Here is a 16,835-nt window from a genome sequence, read left to right as displayed (position 1 = left end):
CCATGCTGACCTATCGAGTGTTGTCACGCCTGCTGTCCTATCCCGGCGCGAAGACGGTGGCGGCCGTTGGGGAGATGCGGGCCGTTCTGGAAGGGGAGGGGCTGGTCTCCTCGAGCGACCGGAAGGCGCTGGAGCCGCTGCTGGCGGACCTGGAGAGCAAGGAACTGCTCGACCTGCAGGAACGCTACGTCCTGCTGTTCGACCGCAGCCGCAGTCTGTCGCTGCACCTCTTCGAGCATGTCCATGGCGAGTCCCGCGACCGGGGGCAGGCCATGGTGAACCTGGGCGAACTCTATGCCGAACACGGCCTGGAGGTGAGCGATCGGGAACTGCCGGACTACCTGCCGCTCTTCCTCGAGTTTCTCTCCCTGCTGCCGCCCCGCGACGCAGCCGAGTTGCTGGCCGAGCCGGCGCATGTGGTGGACGCCCTGCACCGGCGGCTGCTGAAGCGGGAGAGCTGCTACGCCGGGGTCTTCGGCACCTTGTTGAGTCTTGCCGCGGGAAAGGCCGATGATGAGGCCCTCACCGCGCTGCTGCAGGAACCCGACACGGACCCGGACGACCGGGAGGCGCTGGACCGGGCCTGGGAGGAAACGGCGGTGACTTTCGGGCCCGATCCCCATGCCGGCTGCCCGCAGACCCGCGACCTGCTCGCCCGGATGGCGCCGCCCCCGGCGCGCTCCTGACAGGAGAGGATCAATGTACGCCCACCTCAACTCCTTCTTCTTCGGCTACTACCCCTACATTGCCCTCACCATCTTCCTGCTCGGGAGTCTGATCCGCTTCGACCGGGAGCAGTATTCCTGGAAGGCCGGGTCGAGCCAGCTTCTGCGGCGGCGGCAACTGCGCTGGGGCAGCAACCTCTTCCATGTCGGCATTCTGGTCATCTTCGTCGGCCACCTCTTTGGGCTGCTGGTGCCCTCGACGATCTACGCCTTCTTCGGCATCGGCTACACCGCCAAGCAGTTGCTCGCGATCATCCTGGGCGGCGTTGCCGGGATTGCTTGCTTCGTGGGACTGACCATGCTGATCCATCGGCGGCTGGTCGATCCCCGTATCCGCTCCACCAGCAGCGCCGCCGACATCGGCATCCTGTTGCTGCTCTACGCGCAACTCACGCTGGGCTTGCTGACCATTCCCCTGTCGCTGGGGCACCTGGACGGCTCGGAGATGCTGCGCTTCATGGCCTGGGCGCAGGGCATCGTGACCTTCCAGCCGGGCGTGGCCGACCTCGTGCTCGATGCCCATCCCATCTTCAAGGCGCATCTCTTCCTGGGGTTGACCCTCTTCCTTGTCTTCCCCTTCACGCGACTGGTCCACATTTGGAGTGCGCCCATCTGGTACCTGGGCCGGCGCGGCTACCAGATCGTGCGCAGCAAGCGGCCCCAGGCCGCGGAATGAAGGAGCACGCCATGATCCAGGTGAACGATCGCAACATTCCGGAATCCGCCCTGGCCGCGGAGGTGCAGCATCACCCGGCCCCGACCCTGGAAACCGCCCGCACCGAGGCGGCCCGGGCCCTGGTGGTCCGCGAGCTTCTGCTTCAGGAAGCCTGGCGCCTGGAGGTGGAGCCGTCCGACAGCATTCCCAGCGAAGCCAAGGAGGAGGCGCTGATCCGGGCATTGCTGGAGCAGGAGATCGCGCTGCCGGAGCTGAGCGAGGAGAACTGCCGGCGATACTATGACGCCAACAAGCGGCGCTTTCGCAGCCCGGATCTCTTCGAGGCGGCGCACATTCTCTTCGCCGCCGCGCCGGAGGATGAAGAGAAGCGCCACGAGGCGCGCACGCGGGCCGCGGCGGCGCTGGAACTGCTCAGGGAGCATCCCGAACGCTTCTCGGGCCTGGCCAAGGAACTCTCCGACTGCTCCTCGCGCGACCAGGGGGGCAGCCTGGGTCAGGTGGCGCGCGGCCAGACCTGCAGCGAACTGGAAACATTCTTCTATGCCTTAGAGCCGGGACAAATTGCCCCAGAGCCGGTGCCCAGCCGCTACGGCTATCATCTGCTGCGGCTGGATCAACGTGCCCTGGGCGAGACGCTGCCCTATGAGTCGGTGCGCGAGCGCATCGCCGACTATCTGCGCCAGCAGTCCTGGCAGCGCGCGGTGCGCCAGTACATTCAGATCCTCGCCGGACAGGCGCGGATCGAAGGTTTCGCTCTGGACGCCGCGGACAGCCCCCTGGTGCAGTAGGAGACCCGATCTCGAGTATGAGTGCATCTCTTCATCTGTTGGCGGCGGTGCTGCTGGTGCTGGGCCACGCCGTTCCCTCGGCGCCGGGGCTGCGGGAAAGCCTGATTGCCCGCTTGGGACGGTCGGGATTCATGGTGCTGCATTCCTTGGTGAGCCTGGCGACGCTGGGCTTCATCGCCTGGACCTATTGGCAGGTGGACAGCATCGTCATGCTGTTCTGGCCACCACCGGAACTGCGGCTGCTGGTGTTGTTGCTCATGCCGCTGGCCTTTCTGCTGATCGCCGGGCGGCTGGCGACGCCCTTCGGCGACCTGCGCCAGCCACCTCCGCCGCGGGGCATCTATCGCCTCTGCCGCTTCCCCGGCTCCTTGGGGCTTCTGCTCTGGGCGACGTTGCATATCCTATCCACCGGCGATTCCGCCCGGGTGACGCTCTTCGGTGCCATGGCGGCCATCGCGCTCTGGGCCATGATCAAGAACGAACGCGTTCTGCGCCGAGCCGCTGCGCCAGAAGCCGTGCGATTCCTCTCCGGCACCAGCCTGCTGCCGGGCCTTGCGATCCTCTCCGGCCGCCAGCATTGGCCCCGTTCCGAGATCGGCTGGCGCTGGCCGCTCTTGGCCATGGCGGCCTACCTGCTGGTGCTGTTCCTCCATCCTTTCGTCTTCGGGGTCGATCCCCTGCAAGGAGCTTTGTCATGGCCGTAGGTGCCAAGGCGCAACCCGCTGTCGAGGCCCGGGCTCGGGCCGCCCGTTCCCTCCCGCTTCTGCAGGCCGGGTTCCGACCGTTCTTTCTGCTCTCCGGGCTTTGGGCGGCGGTTGCCGTGGGCCTCTGGATTCCGGCCTATCTCGGCCACATGACGCTGCCCACTGCCTTCGATCCCATGACCTGGCACCTGCACGAGGCGATCTACGGCTTCGGCGCTGCCGCCGTGGCCGGTTTCCTACTCACTGCCGTGCCGAACTGGACCGGGCGTTTGCCCATCGCCGGCGCTCGGCTGGCGGGTCTGGTGGGGCTCTGGGTGGCGGGTCGGGTGTTCTGCCTGCTGTCGGGCTGGAGCGGCTGGCTGCTCGCCATGGCCGTTGACCTGGCCTTCCTGAGCGTCCTTTTCGTCATGATCCTGCGCGAGGTTATGGCGGGTAAGAACTGGCGCAACCTGCCGCCGGCCGTGGCGGTGTTGGTCCTGGCGCTGGGCAATGCCGCCGTGCACCTGCAGGACCATGTCGCATGGCTGCCCTATGGCTTTGGTGGTCGGTTGGGGCTGGCGGTGCTGCTGATGCTGATCGCGCTCATCGGTGGGCGGATCGTCCCCAGCTTCACCCGCAACTGGCTCGCCAAGCGCAAGGCGGACGCCTTGCCCACGCCCTTCGGCAGACTGGATCGCGTCGCCTTGATCGCGGCGCTGATCGCGTTGCTGGGCTGGGTGCTGTTTCCTCACGCAACCGCTGTCGGTGCTCTCCTGGCGCTGGCGGGCGCGTTGCACTTCCTGCGCCTGGCTCGCTGGCGCGGGCTGGCGACGCTGGCCGAGCCGCTGCTGACCATCCTGCACGTTGGCTACTTCTGGTTTGCCCTGGGCCTGCTGCTGCTCGGGGTCGAGATCCTGACCGGCATAGCGGCTTTGCGCGGTGGCATGCACGCGCTTGCAGCGGGGGCGGCCGGCACCATGATCCTTGCCGTCATGACACGGGCGAGCCTGGGGCACAGCGGCCGAGACCTGACGGCGGATGCGGGGACCAGCCTCTGCTATCTGCTGGTGACGGTGGCAGCGGCGATGCGGGTGATCGCTCCGGCCTTGCCCGGAATCGAGATCACGCTGCTGGCGGCATCCGCCTTGGCCTGGATCGGAGGTTTCGGTCTCTTCGTGGCGCTCTACGCGCCACTGCTGCTGCGCCGAGTTTGAGCCCCTGTGAAGCTGTCGCCAGAAGTCAGCGCAGGGGTGCCTTGTCGGTGGCAAATGCCTTCGCCACCGCGCTGGACAGTTCGGAGAAGCTAAAGGGGCGGGGTAGGACGGCGTCGGAGCCGGCCCGGTGGATGCGCGCCAGCGTCGGCTCATCGTCCCGTGCCGTCATCACCACCACCGGCAGCTTGGGCTCTCGCTCACGCAGTATCCGGAGAAAGGCGCTGGGTTGAGCGTCCGGCAGATCCCAGTCGACAAGCAGGCATGCGGCCGCGCAGGGGGGCTTTATTTCGCTGAAGGCCTCGGCCGTATCGAAGGCCCGGTAATGCCAGCCGTTGCTCGCCGCCAAGGCACAGATCGATTCCCGAACGGCTTCATCGTTCTCGAGAACGTAAAGAGTCCAGTGATCTGGTAGGACAATAGGCATTGCAAGGCATCATCCGTGGGGGAAAGGACCGGCAACCGTCATTGAGCTTGCTTAGCGCAGAAGACGAGAAACGCGGTATGAGGTATTTCCCTTAGGCAATAGCCCTGATGGCGCCGTTTTAGGCCGTGCCGTGCAGCAGCCAGGGCAGAAGGGCGTTCAGGCGCAGGCGGCCTTCGCTGCTGCAGTGCAGCCGCTCGTCATCGAGGTGCAAGTAGCCAGCCTCCTGTGCGCCGGCCAGTCGGCCGCTGTCGAGAAGGGCGTCCGGCTGCGCGCCGAATTCCCGTTGGAAGGCCGCGCGCGGGATGCCGTCGGTGAGGCGCAGGCCCATCATCAAGAGCTCGGCCAGACGTTCCTCTCTGGTGAGAAGACTTTCCTGCCGCGTGGCATGGCCCAGGGTTTCGACCCGCTGCAGCCAGGCTTCGGGCGCGCGATGCTGGCGCAGTGCATACTTGCCTTGACTCGTGGTGAGGCGGCCGTGAGCGCCTGGTCCGATGCCCACATAATCGCCGTAGCGCCAGTAGGTCAGATTGTGCCGGCTTTCGGCGCCGGGGCGGGCATGGTTGGAGATCTCGTAAGCGGGCAGTCCGGCCACCTCGAGCATCTCGGCGGTCAGTTCGAACAGCGTCGCTTGTCGGTCGTCGTCAAGGAGGGGAAGCTCACCCCGGCGCGCGGCGGCATGAAACTGCGTGCCCGGTTCGATGGTGAGCTGGTAGAGCGAAAGGTGCTCCGGCCCTTCGTCGAGCGCGCGCGAGAGTTCATCTCGCCACTCCGCGGGTGTCTGCCCGGCGCGACCATAGATCAGATCGAAGGAAAAGCGCGGCACGCTCCTTCGCGCCAAGGCCACGGCCTCCAGAGCTTCTTCAAAGGAATGCTGGCGGCCGAGAAAGGCGAGGGCGGCGTTGTCGAGGGCTTGCACACCGATGGAAAGCCGGTTGACGCCAGCCGCAGCGAAGCCGGCGAAGCGCTCAGCTTCCGCGGACGTGGGGTTTGCCTCCAGTGTCACTTCCAGCGCTGGGTCCAGCAGCCAGTAGGTCTGAAGGCGCTCCAGGATGGCCGCCACGGTCTCGGGCGCCATGAGCGAGGGTGTACCGCCGCCGAAGAAGACCGAGGTCAGCTTGCGACCGGCGGTGCGCCGGCCGAAGTGGTCCAGTTCCGCCAGCAGTGCGCGGCGCCAGCGCTGCTGATCCACCTTCGCCCGCACATGACTGTTGAAGTCGCAGTAAGGGCACTTGGCCAAGCAGAAAGGCCAGTGGACATAAAGCCCAAACCCGGGATCGGGAGCAGTCTGCGCCATGGGTCAGCCTGCGCGCAGGCGGTCGACGAGTTGGGCGAAGGCGCGGGCGCGATGGCTGATGGCGTGTTTTTCCGCCGGATCCATTTCCGCGAAGGTGCGAGTGTCGTCCTCCGGCACAAAGATGGGATCATAGCCAAAGCCCCTGGTGCCGCGCGGCGGCCAGGTCAGCGTTCCCTCGATCCGTCCCTCGAACACCTCCGTCGTGCCATCGGGCCAGGCCAGTGCCAGGGCGCAGATGAAGGCAGCCCCGCGATCGGAGGTGTCGCCGAGCTCGCGTTCGACGCGCTCCATTGCGACGGTGAAATCCTTGTCCGGGCCGGCCCAGCGAGCGGAGTAGATTCCCGGCGCCCCGTCCAGTGCGCGCACGCTCAGACCGCTGTCATCGGCCAGAGCGGTCAGGCCCGTGGCCTCGGCCGAAGCACGGGCCTTGAGTTCGGCATTGGCCGCAAAGGTCGTGCCGGTTTCCTCCGGTTCAGGCAGCCCGAAGTTGGCGGCGGATGTCACTTCCAGATCGAAGGGCGCGAGCAGATCGGCGATTTCGCGCACCTTACCGGGGTTGTGGCTGGCGATCACCAGTTTACGCCCGGGAATGTCACGTTTCATGGCTGAGGATGTCGCCTTTCCGGGCGCCTGCTTCAAGTCTATTCGGAGAGGCCCAGCACCTCGCGCTGCAGCGCCACCAACTCGCCGACACCCTTCTCGGCCAGGTCGAGCAGGGCGTCCAGTTCCTGGCGTCGGAAAGCCGTCTTCTCCGCGGTGGCCTGCACCTCTACCAGTTGCCCCGAAGCGGTGATGACGAAGTTGGCATCCGCTTCGGCCTGGGAGTCTTCCGCATAGTCCAGATCGAGCACCGGCGCTCCCTGATACAGCCCGCAGGAGATGGCGGCCACAGGCTCCAGCAGGGGGACGCGTGTCACCGCACCTAGGCGCCGCATATGCTCGAAGGCGAGATGAAGCGCAACGTAGCTGCCCGTGATCGCGGCGGTGCGGGTGCCGCCGTCGGCCTGCAGCACGTCGCAGTCGACGCGGATTTGGCGTTCACCGAAACCCTTCAGATCGGTCACTGCACGAAGCGAACGGCCGACAAGACGCTGGATCTCCTGGGTGCGCCCGCTTTGCTTGCCGCGTGCGGCTTCGCGGTCGGTGCGGGTGTCGGTCGCCCGGGGCAGCATGCCATACTCGGCCGTGACCCAGCCGCGACCGCTGTTGCGCAGCCAGCCCGGCACCGACTGCTCGATGCTCGCGGTGCAGAGTACGCGGGTGTCACCGAAGGAGATGAGGCAGGAGCCCTCGGCATACTTGTTGACGTCGATCTGAAAGTCGATGCTGCGCAAGGCATCGGCCGCACGGCCGCTTGGACGCCCGCTCGAAGGCATGGGAACACTCCTGCTCATGATTGGAAGGGCGGACCCTAATGCGCCCTTGGTGTCTCGTCCAGCACAGCAAAGCTGGCTTCTCGGCTCGGCCCGTTGAAAGCACCGTCACTGTGGACTAAATGCCTTTCCGTACTAGAATTTCCAAAAATGAGGTCCCTACTCGGCTTGGCCTACGCATGAGCGAACCGCTTCACCCCTCCCTGAGCAGCGTGCTTAACGCACGTTCGCGCGATATTTTGCGCACGATCGTCGACGCCTATGTGGAAACCGGGGCGCCGGTCGGCTCGCGCACGCTTGCGCGCAAGATGGGGCTGGACCTCTCGCCTGCCACCATCCGCAACGTGATGGCGGACCTGGAGGATCTGGGGCTGCTGATGGCGCCGCACACCTCGGCCGGTCGTCTGCCCACCGATCAGGGATTGCGGCTGTATGTCGACGGACTGCTGGAACGCGGCAATCTCGGCCGGGATGAACAGGAGTTGATCGAAGGACAGTGCGCGGCCTTCGGTCGCTCTGTGCCGGAAGTTCTGGAGGAGGCTACGCGTCTGCTGTCCGACCTTTCGCGTTGCGCCGGTCTTGTGATGGCGCCGAAGCAGGACGAGCCGCTAAAGCACATCGAGTTCGTGGCACTCGGGCCGGGGCGGGCGCTGGTCGTGCTGGTGACGGAATCGGGCAATGTCGAAAACCGCATCGTCGACGTTCCCATAGGATTGCCACCCTCGTCCCTGGTCGAGGCGGGAAACTTCCTGTCGCACCGGCTGAAAGGCCGTTCTTTGGGCGACACCCAGAAGGACATCGCCGATGAGATTCGCAGTCAGCGCGCTCAACTTGATGAGTTGACCGGCCGGGTGGTTCAGGCCGGCCTGGCCACCTGGGCCGGTGGGGAGCGCGGGGCGGCGCTGATCGTGCGCGGCCAAGCTCAGCTCCTGTCCGATGTTCAAGCCATTGAAGACCTGGAGCGCATCCGGCATCTCTTCGCCGCGTTGGAGCAAAAGGAAGCCCTGCTGCGCATGCTCTCCCTGACCGAGCGCGCCGAGGGGGTCCAGATCTTCATTGGCACGGAGAACGAACTTTTCGGATTGACCGGTTGTTCAACGGTGATTGCGCCTTACTACAATCAGCAACAGCAGATTGTCGGTGCGATTGGCGTCATCGGCCCGACTCGCATCGACTATGCCCGCATCATCCCCATGGTCGATTACACCGCAAAGGTGATCGGCCGCCTGCTTGGATGAGCGGCGTCTCCCAACAGTAGAGTAGTGGAAAGGATCCATGGTCACGCATAGCACGCCACCGGGCGGCAAGGATGCCCCGCGAGACGACACGAAGGACGAGGCCGCGGCCGCGGATGCCAGCGCCGAGGTGCTCGATTTCCCTGAATCGGAAGCTGGCGCGACTTCAGAAGGTGAGGGATTGGCGGAAGGAGAGAGCATGGAGAGTGACGATCCACTCGCCGTCCTGAAGGCCGAAGCCGATGGCCTGCGCCAGGAGGTTACCGAGCTGAAGGACCAGTTGCTGCGCGCTCTGGCCGAGGCCGAGAACGTGCGCAACCGGGCCAAGCGCGAACGCGAAGAGACGCTGCGCTATGCTGCGGCCCCGCTGGCCAAGGATCTGCTCCCCGTCGCCGACAACCTGCACCGCGCCATCGAGGCCGTTCCCGCAGAGGCCGCAGAGGCTGACGAGCGCCTCAAGGGCCTGCTTGTGGGCGTGGAGATGACCGAGAAGGCGTTGCTGGACACGCTTGCCAAGCATGGCGTCGCGCAGGTCGATCCACTGGGAGAGAAGCTGGACCCCCACCGCCATGAGGCCATGATGGAGGTGCAAGATCCCAGCAAGCCTTCGGGCACCGTCGCCCAGGTGTTCGAGATCGGCTATGTGCTGCACGAACGCCTGCTGCGGCCGGCGCGTGTCGCGGTTGCAAAGGGCGGTCCGGCGCCTGGTGCGGCCAAAAGCTCTGACGACACGGCCGGCGAAGAGCGGCAGTCCTAAAATACGTTACGTGCCCCGGCCGGACAGTCATTACATTTGGTTGTCCGGCCGGCGTCGTGTCGCTCAGACCGGTGTCTACTCGTGCCTCACGCGCTCGATTGACGGCCAGCTTCGACCACCTTGTCGGCTTCGCGCCCGTGCAATTCCTGCAGGTGATGGAACTTGGCGCTGTAGGAGCCGACGCCAAGAGTCAGCGAGCGCAATTCGATGATGAGATCACGCAGTTCCGACTGCGGCATGTGGGCCTGAACCTCGTCCCAGCCTGGCCAACCGGGTCGCGCATCGAAGCCAAGGATCTGTCCGCGCCGTCCCGAGATCAGGCCGTGGACGCGATTGGTCTGCTCTTGCGGCACGAAGATTGAGACTTTGCAGATCGGCTCCAGTAGCACCGGGTCGCAGGCTGGCAAGGCTTCCGTCATGGCTTGGCGGCCTGCGGTTTTGAAAGCCATGTCTGAACTGTCGACGGCGTGGTGCTGCCCGTCCAGCAATGTGACTTCCAGGTCGACCACCGGAAAGCCCAAAGGACCTCGGCTTAGGTATTCCTTGATGCCGACTTCAACGGCGGGAATGTAGTTGCGCGGCACGGCGCCGCCCACGACCTTGTCATGAAAGCGGAAACCTTCGCCGCGGGGCAGGGGATCGATCTTCACTTTGATGTCGGCAAACTGCCCGTGACCACCAGTCTGGCGCTTGAATCGCGCATGCTGGTCGGCGCCCTTTCGTATTGTTTCCTTGTAGGCCGGGGTCGGGGGGTGGGTTATGACGGCGACATTGAAACGGTTGCGCAGGCGCTCAACGGCGATCTGTAGGTGAATTTCGCCTTGACCGGAGAGGAGCAGTTCGTGCGTATCCGGGTCGTGACGAAAGCTGAGCGAGGGGTCCTCTTCGCATAGGCGCGTGAGTGAAGCGGTCAGTTTGACTTCGTCCTGACGGTTCTCCGGCTGCAGCGCGAGGCTGTAGACCGGGGTTAGGGGCTCGGGCCAGAGCAACTCGGCCGTGACCGCTCCCTTCTCCGTCACCAGATCGCCGGTGCTGAGCTTGTCCATACGCGCCAGGCCCAGCAGGTCTCCGGGCGCGGCCTCCGAAAGCTTTTCCTGGCTGCCGCCCTTGAGACGCACCAAGCCGGAGAGGCGTTCGCCGCCAATGGTGGCGTTCTCCTTTATCGAGCCATGCCAAAGTCTGGCGGCGCTGACCTTTCCGGTATGGGCGAGATGGAAGGTCTTGAAAACGCTGGCTACGAAGCCGCCATTGCCTGCGGCGGGAACACCCAGCCGCTCGGCGGCGCGCTCATGGCTCGGGGCCTCGTGTCGCAGGGCCTTGAGCAAGCGTCGTACGCCATGGCTGCTTTCCGCGGCGCCCAGCAGCACCGGCACGATCAGGTCATCCTGCAGATCCTTGGTGATCTCTTGATAAAGCGCCTCTGGGGGCGGTTCCTTGTCTTCGAGCAGCTGCTCCAGCAGCGCATCGTCGAAATCCGCCAAGCTTTCCATCATCTCCCGGCGGGCTTCGCTTTCGCGTTCGCGCACCGTGTCTGGCATCTCGATCAGCGCTGAGGCTTGGCTGGGCTGATAGCGCCAGGCACGCTCGCTTACGAGGTCCACGAAACCAGTGACGGAGTCACCTTCGCGGATTGGCACCTGGCGCAGCAGCAGCGGTCGGCTGGAGACGGCTTGCAGTGCCGCCAACAGGTCGCGGATGCGCGCAGAGGCCCGGTCCATCTTATTGACGAAGATGACATGTGGGATCCGACGGTCGTCGAGAAACTTCAACAAGGGCGACAGCGTCACCGCCTTGTCCGGCTCGGCTTCGGCCACGACCACGGCGATATCTGCGACCATCAGTGCATTGATAGCGTCCTGCGCCAGTTCCACCGAGCCCGGGCAGTCGACCACCGCCCAGGGGTCGCCCAGATACTCGAAGTGCGCCAGGTTGGGCTCGGTGCTCATCTGCCGGGCACGTGCTTCCGGGGAGGCATCTCCGAAGCTCGCACCGTCACCGACCTTGCTCTTGCGCGGCACAGCTCCGGTCGCAAACAGCATCGCTTCCAGCAGGCTGGTCTTGCCGGAGGTGTAAGGCCCTACAAGGACGGCGCAGCGTGTGGTGGAAACCTGTTCGGCCATTTTGTCCTCCCCTTTTGTGCTCGTGCCTCTACGTCACGGGTCTCGTCACCGAGCCGCAGGCCGGGAGGCGCGCTGGGGCGGCAGTGGCCCGCTCGCGCATCCGGGCAGCCACTCTTTCCTGATTATGGTTTCAGAGCCGCGTGCTCACGGCAACCGGAAAGGCAATGCGGGCGGTCGATGAGTGTGAGGACGGCCCCAGAGAGGGCAAACCAAGCCCAGAAAAGCGTTCACAATCCGCCGCTGGATTATGCATTATAAAAGCGCCCATTCGGTCGGATGTGGCTGCCAGAAGTCAAAAACTTAGGAACTACAGATACTTGGCACGTAGGCCCACTTGGCTGAGTTACGCAGTGGAGGAACGGCCGCCCGCGCCGACATTGCTCGTGCTGGGCCTTCAGCACGCAGGTCTCGCGATCATGTTCATGATCTACCCTGTGGTGGTCGCGCAGGAGCTTGGCCTCACCTCTGCGGAAACCAGCGGACTTCTGGCTTCCAGCCTGCTTGCCATCGCCATTGCGACCTTGCTGCAGTCCAGGCAGCCTCCCATGGGCAGCGGTGAACTCGCGGTGCTTATCCCAACGCCGGTCATGCTCCCGGCAATGATCCAAGCTGGGTCCATCGGCGGCGTTGGCTTAATTGCCAGCATGACCTTCATCCTTGGTCTGCTGGAGTCCGGTTTGGCGCGCATTTTGCATCGCCTGCGCCGCCTGCTTCCCCCCGAGGTTTGTGGCGTCGTGGTGTTCATGCTGGGGGTGTCATTGGCCAGTCCCGCGCTCATCCGCTTCACAGGCGGGACCCTCGAGCCGTTGCACCGAACCAGCGTTGATCATCAGCATTTGGCGGTAGCAGGGGCAACGCTCGCGACCATGGTGCTGGTGGCGATCTTCGGCCGCGGTGCTCTGAAGCTCTTTGCCCTCGTCTTTGGCCTTCTGGTCGGAACGGGACTCTGCCTGCTCCTCGGCCTTTTTGAGCCGATGGCTAGCGAAAGATTGGCCGCGGCATCAATTCTGGGCTTGCCGAGCTTGGCTTTGCCCACCTGGAAGTTCGAGTTGGTCTTGCTTCCGCTCTTCGCGCTCATGGCGATCGTTAACAGTGTCGACAACCTTGGTGTTCTGGTCAGCATACAGCGCTTGAATGATGCTGACTGGAAACGAATGCACCTGCGAAGCGCCAGCGGCGGACTTCAGGCCAATGCGGTGGGTAACATGTCAGCGGGCGCGCTGGGCGGCAGCGCCATGGGTGTCTCTTCGGCCCACGTAGGCCTGTCTTTTGCCAGTGGTGCAACCTCCCGGGTGATCGCGCTTGCCGCTGGCATCCTCTTACTGCTTGCGGTCTTCATGCCGAAGGTGGTGACGGCCCTGGCGCTGATACCGCCGCCGGTGATTGGTGCGATCATGGTCTATACCTCTGCCTACATGATGGTTTCCGGCATGGACTTGATCCTGTCACGCATGCTGAGCGAGCGGCGCATCTTCACCGTGGGGCTCTCCATCTTGCTTGGGCTCAGCGTCGTTTTGCTGCCCGGGGTCTACGACAATCTGCCGCCCTGGCTGGCGCCACTGTTCCGCTCGGAACTGGCTGTCGCAGCGCTCGCTGCCATTGGCCTCAACCTCTTGTTTAGGATCGGCATCGCGCAACAGGCTTCACTTCCCGTTCCGATGCAGGTCGATGCCTATGAGTTTGCGCAGTCGTTCCTGGGACGACAGGGCGACATTTGGGGGGCGCGGCGAGAGGTTATCGGGCGGGCGGCACATGCGGCGGCTGAAACGCTGGAAACCTTGCGCGAGCACGGGCTGGCCGAGCACGAAATCGAACTCGGCGCCCGCTTTGATGAGTTCAATCTCGATGTCGTCTTTCGCTGGCGTGGTCGGCCGCTCGAGACGCCAGCGGAGCGCCCGGATTTTGATGCGATCATGGACGACGATCAAAGCTTCGCGCGTCTCGCCGGGTTTCTCATAAGACGCTATGCGGACCGCATGACTCAGAGAAGCGAGGGCGAGAGCCAGAGGCTGACGCTGCACTTTGAGCATTGAGCCGGGCGCGCTCCCAGTCGTAGCGTGAAGCGGTGCCGATCGCGGGGCCCGGCCCTAATTCTGGAGCGTGAGGGTGAGAACGCAGAGATCACCCTGGCGCTCGGCCTTGGCGCGGTCAGCGGCGCGGCCGACCATGTAGCGGGCAAGCCGAAGCTGACCATCCTCTTCCAAGACCTCTTCGGAACTGGGGCGCTTGTCGCTCGGCTCCAATAGGACGCCGCGATAGGTGATGGTGACCTGCAGGCTGAATTCGTCAAAGCGGGTCGACAGGCCGATCAGCCCGCCGGGGATCGAGACCGGCGGTTGTTGCCGGCTGACCTTCACCGCATCCTGCACCAAGCCATGGTCCACCAGGGCGTCGATGGCCTCGATGGTCATGAACTCGGTCCGATAGACCAGATCCTGGGGTGCACCCCAGAGGGCGCCTTGGCTGGCGATGAACTCCGCAAGCTGGCGCTGGTCAATGCTGTGGCTGTCCAGAGTGATGGCGTTGCGCTGAAAGACGCCGAAGCGGAAAATGAGATTCAGCAGCACGGCCGTTGCTACCGAGATCGACAGTGGTGAACCGACCCAGGGCTGCAGCCAGTCGGGCGCGCCCTCGAAGTGCTCCGGGAAAACGAAGGCCGCCACACCCAGCGAGAAGGCGATGCCCAGCACGAAGGTCTTGCGCGCATCCAGCATGCGCGAGGCGATCATCTGGATGGCGGAGGTGATGAGGAAGCAGCCGGAGAAGGTCAGGGCAGCGCCCACCACCGGCGCAGGCATGGCCAAGAGAAAGGCGCCGATCTTCGGCAGGAAGGCCACGAGGATCAGCAGGCCGCCGAGCACGAAAGCGATCACGCGGCTGTTGGCGCCGGTTGCTTCTGAAAGACCGACAGCGCCCGAAGTGGAAGCCTGCCCGAAGCCGCCGAGCAGGCCCGCAACCACGTTCGTGGTGCCATCGGCCATGATGCCGCGGCCAAGCGATCCCATCTCAGGACGCTTCCAGTCGGCATCCTCCACTTTTTGGGCCGCGGTTATTGCACCAAGCGCATTGAGTGCGATGGCCAGTGCAGCAATGGTAAAAGGCACAAGCAAGGCGGCATCGAACGCTAGGCCCATCGTAAAGGGGCGCGGCAGAGCGATCCAGGGCGCCTCACCGACCGCGGCCAGTTCGCGATGGCCGAAACCGCCCGCGACCAAAGCGGCTATGCAGCCAATGCCCACTCCCAGGAGAGAACTGTAGAGCCGCAACTGTGCTGATCCCCAGACGTTCAGCGCGACCATGCAGGTGAGGGCGAAGCCGGCGATAAGGACGCTGCTGCTTGCGTCCCCGTGGGGCAGGCCGACCCCCAGAAAGTTCCGCATGGCGAGGACCACCACGCTGAGTCCCACCATCAGCACCACGAAGCCAGCGATTTCCGCGGGAAAGATGGGGCGCAGGCGATGGATGAAGCGCGACAGGACCGCGGTCACCAGGCCACTGTAGACCATCATGCCAAACAGCAGGGGCAATCCACCTGCTGCCAGAGCGCTGCCTGCTGCCGGCAGGAAGATGGTCGTGGTGGTGGGGGGTACGAGGTAACCGGAACCCATGCCGCGCCAAGCCAGCGCCTGCAGGATGGCGCCCAGCCCACCGGCCACCATGGTCAGCGCGAGAAAATTCCGCCCCGATTCCGCATCAAGACCCGCCATGCGTGCAACCGTTACGGCGACGATCAGGAAGATCGCCACAAGAGCGGCATGCTGCAGGGCGAGCACCGCCAGCGTTGCAGCCGGCGGGATGTCGCGACGCCTGTAGATTAGGGTTCTCGGGCGGCGAACCGGACTGACAGTGGCGATGGCCCTTGCCCCTTTTGCTTGCGGTCAACGACTCTTGGCTCCAAGATTAACCCGCAAGCGGGCCCATGCCTATGTTCAACCGTCGAGCGGCGTAACCAATCAATGATTCGTCGAACTTTTGCTGCGACGTCGCGAGATCCACGGCATTGAATCTCTTCCTACGTCTTTGGATCATGGGGACCAGCATCGCTCTGGCGGCCGCGGCCATAGCCATCGGTGCTTACATGCTGGTGAATCAGCGGCAGGCGGAAGCCGAGGCGCATCATGAGGCAACCAGCATCGCGCGGCTCATCACCCATGCCATCGCCTTCGCCCCCTTCGAGGCCGGTGAGGGGCCGGAAGGCATCGAACTGCTGAGACAGCGCGCGCAGGAGATCATGGACACGGGGCGCTTGCTTGCCGTCACCGTCGCGAATCAGCATTCCGAGCCGCTTGTCGAGTTGACGCCCCCGGGGCTGGAAGAGGAGGGGGCTTTTGCCGTCTTCGGGGCAGCGCCCTTTGAGAGAGTTATTCGGCAACCCGTATTGCACGTGATCACGTTGCCCGACGCCTTCTATGTTTTCGCGCCACTGGTGGACAGCAGCGGGAACTCCCACTTTGTGCTGGGCGTGGGTCTACCGAAAGAAGTTCTGGTGATCGGCAACCGCTACGAGTGGCTCTTCGCCAGCCTCGCCTTGGCGCTCTCCGTGTTGCTGGGGTTGATTGCGGCGGCTGTGCTCACTGGTCAGGTCGCGCGCCCGATCGGACGGTTGGCAGCCGTTGCCGACCGCTTGGAAAGCGGTCGCTTCAACACGGCCAGCATCACGTCGTTGATCGACCGGCGTGACGAGATCGGGCGCCTCGCGCGTGTGGTCCTGCGCCTGGTGCAGGCTCTGGATCACCTTGGCTTCGAGATGGACCGTTCTGCGGAGAAGGGCCAGCGGGAGCAGAAGGATGAGGACCCGGTCGAAGGCGGTCCGCGTACTCCGGGATGAGAGTTTTGGAGGAAAGCGAAAGCACTGTCCTCACACTGGGGGACACTGAGGTGCCATTGCGCCTCCGCCGCTCCGCTCGCGCCCGGCGCATCACGCTGCGCTTGGCGCCGGCGGAGGGAGCCCTGGTGCTGACTTTGCCGCCCGGTGTGAAGCCGGAGGAGGGCATGGGCTTCGCCCGGCGCCAGGAGAAGTGGGTCCGAGCGCGGCTGTCCCATCTGCCGCCGCGCGTTCCCTTTGGGCACGGGACCCAGATTCCTTTCCTGGGTGACCTTCATGAGATACGGCATGTGCCGCGCGCCAGAGGCGGTGTCTGGCGGGAAGAGGGAGCCTTCTACGTGAGCGGGCAGGCCGAGCATCTGTCGCGACGCCTGCACGATCATCTGCGCCGCGAAGCGCGAAGTCATATGACCGCACAAGCCCGCGAGCTGGCAGAGGCATTGCCCAAAGGAGCGCGGGCCCTCGGCCGTGTGTCGGTGCGTGATACAGTCAGTCGCTGGGGGAGCTGTTCTTCGACCGGCAATCTCAGTTTCTCCTGGCGTTTGATCTTCGCGCCACGCTTGGTCCTGGAGTATGTGGTGGCCCACGAAGTGGCCCACTTGGTGCACATGGATCACTCCCCGGCGTTCTGGCGTCTCAACGCCGCCCTGTCGCCGCACGTCCGTGAGGGGCGGGCTTGGCTGCGCCACGAAGGGCCGCGCCTGCTGCGCTACGGCTGAAG

16 protein-coding genes are annotated in these 16,835 nt (G+C 64.7%); 10 read left to right on the top strand and 6 right to left on the bottom strand.

The genetic code is table 11. The features are described from left to right. The first annotated feature begins 2 nt into the window (after positions 1–2). From narJ to P2G67_RS03670, 5 genes are read left to right on the top strand one after another with little or no spacing between them, the layout of a single operon-like run. Entirely contained in the window at positions 3–686 is a 684-nt protein-coding gene (gene narJ, locus P2G67_RS03690) for a nitrate reductase molybdenum cofactor assembly chaperone (RefSeq protein ID WP_275820148.1), read from the top strand. A 13-nt stretch (positions 687–699) separates the two neighbouring features. Continuing rightward, positions 700–1,401, top strand: coding sequence for a respiratory nitrate reductase subunit gamma (gene narI, locus P2G67_RS03685; protein WP_275820146.1), 702 nt, complete (start codon positions 700–702; stop codon positions 1,399–1,401). Between the two features lie 11 nt (positions 1,402–1,412). Then, positions 1,413–2,189: a peptidylprolyl isomerase gene (locus P2G67_RS03680; protein WP_275820144.1), complete on the top strand. Its 777-nt coding sequence runs from the start codon at positions 1,413–1,415 to the stop codon at positions 2,187–2,189. 17 nt (positions 2,190–2,206) lie between these two features. After that, on the top strand, positions 2,207–2,893 hold the full coding sequence (locus P2G67_RS03675; RefSeq protein ID WP_275820142.1) for an NnrU family protein: 687 nt from the start codon (positions 2,207–2,209) through the stop codon (positions 2,891–2,893). After that, the gene (locus P2G67_RS03670; RefSeq protein WP_275820140.1) at positions 2,884–4,086 is read left to right on the top strand and encodes an NnrS family protein; all 1,203 of its coding nucleotides are present in this window, start codon (positions 2,884–2,886) and stop codon (positions 4,084–4,086) included. Before P2G67_RS03675 ends, P2G67_RS03670 begins: the two co-directional genes overlap by 10 nt. Before the next feature lie 25 nt (positions 4,087–4,111). Here the strand turns inward: P2G67_RS03670 and P2G67_RS03665 are convergent, their stop codons facing one another. From P2G67_RS03665 to rph, 4 genes are all read right to left on the bottom strand, one after another. Further along, entirely contained in the window at positions 4,112–4,510 is a 399-nt protein-coding gene (locus P2G67_RS03665; protein ID WP_275820138.1) for a response regulator, read from the bottom strand. A 118-nt stretch (positions 4,511–4,628) separates the two neighbouring features. Further along, the gene (hemW, locus tag P2G67_RS03660; RefSeq protein WP_275820136.1) at positions 4,629–5,804 is read right to left on the bottom strand and encodes a radical SAM family heme chaperone HemW; all 1,176 of its coding nucleotides are present in this window, start codon (positions 5,802–5,804) and stop codon (positions 4,629–4,631) included. A gap of 3 nt (positions 5,805–5,807) precedes the next feature. Next, a complete protein-coding gene (rdgB, locus tag P2G67_RS03655) occupies positions 5,808–6,407 on the bottom strand; it encodes an RdgB/HAM1 family non-canonical purine NTP pyrophosphatase (RefSeq protein WP_275820134.1) in 600 nt (199 codons plus the stop codon). A 38-nt stretch (positions 6,408–6,445) separates the two neighbouring features. Next, positions 6,446–7,180: a ribonuclease PH gene (gene rph / locus P2G67_RS03650; RefSeq protein WP_275820132.1), complete on the bottom strand. Its 735-nt coding sequence runs from the start codon at positions 7,178–7,180 to the stop codon at positions 6,446–6,448. A 176-nt stretch (positions 7,181–7,356) separates the two neighbouring features. Between rph and hrcA the strand changes: the two genes are divergently transcribed. Then, entirely contained in the window at positions 7,357–8,415 is a 1,059-nt protein-coding gene (gene hrcA / locus P2G67_RS03645) for a heat-inducible transcriptional repressor HrcA (RefSeq protein ID WP_275820129.1), read from the top strand. 37 nt (positions 8,416–8,452) lie between these two features. Next, on the top strand, positions 8,453–9,169 hold the full coding sequence (grpE, locus tag P2G67_RS03640; protein ID WP_275820127.1) for a nucleotide exchange factor GrpE: 717 nt from the start codon (positions 8,453–8,455) through the stop codon (positions 9,167–9,169). 86 nt (positions 9,170–9,255) lie between these two features. On the opposite strand, the gene P2G67_RS03635 is transcribed toward grpE, so the two are convergent. Next, a complete protein-coding gene (locus tag P2G67_RS03635) occupies positions 9,256–11,289 on the bottom strand; it encodes an elongation factor G (protein WP_275820125.1) in 2,034 nt (677 codons plus the stop codon). Between the two features lie 164 nt (positions 11,290–11,453). Between P2G67_RS03635 and P2G67_RS03630 the strand changes: the two genes are divergently transcribed. After that, positions 11,454–13,322 carry a uracil-xanthine permease family protein gene (locus tag P2G67_RS03630; protein WP_275820123.1) on the top strand — a complete coding sequence of 623 codons (1,869 nt, stop codon included), beginning with the start codon at positions 11,454–11,456 and terminating at the stop codon, positions 13,320–13,322. Positions 13,323–13,376: 54 nt separating this feature from the next. On the opposite strand, the gene P2G67_RS03625 is transcribed toward P2G67_RS03630, so the two are convergent. Continuing rightward, positions 13,377–15,062, bottom strand: a complete 1,686-nt coding sequence (locus tag P2G67_RS03625; RefSeq protein WP_275820121.1) for a uracil-xanthine permease family protein — start codon at positions 15,060–15,062, stop codon at positions 13,377–13,379. Positions 15,063–15,316: 254 nt separating this feature from the next. On the opposite strand from P2G67_RS03625, the gene P2G67_RS03620 reads away from it, so the two are divergent. Together P2G67_RS03620 and P2G67_RS03615 are read left to right on the top strand one after the other, a co-directional pair. Continuing rightward, positions 15,317–16,117: a HAMP domain-containing protein gene (locus P2G67_RS03620; protein WP_275820119.1), complete on the top strand. Its 801-nt coding sequence runs from the start codon at positions 15,317–15,319 to the stop codon at positions 16,115–16,117. Positions 16,118–16,167: 50 nt separating this feature from the next. Further along, positions 16,168–16,833 (top strand): M48 family metallopeptidase, encoded by a 666-nt coding sequence (locus P2G67_RS03615; protein WP_275820116.1) that lies wholly within the window; start codon positions 16,168–16,170, stop codon positions 16,831–16,833. The last annotated feature ends 2 nt before the right edge of the window (positions 16,834–16,835 follow it).

This window comes from Aquibaculum arenosum, assembly GCF_029222965.1.
GTDB classification, from domain to species: Bacteria; Pseudomonadota; Alphaproteobacteria; order Kiloniellales; family DSM-21159; genus Aquibaculum; species Aquibaculum arenosum.
The sequence above is the reverse complement of the archived record's forward strand: the minus strand, read 5'-3'. Positions and strand labels throughout refer to the sequence as shown.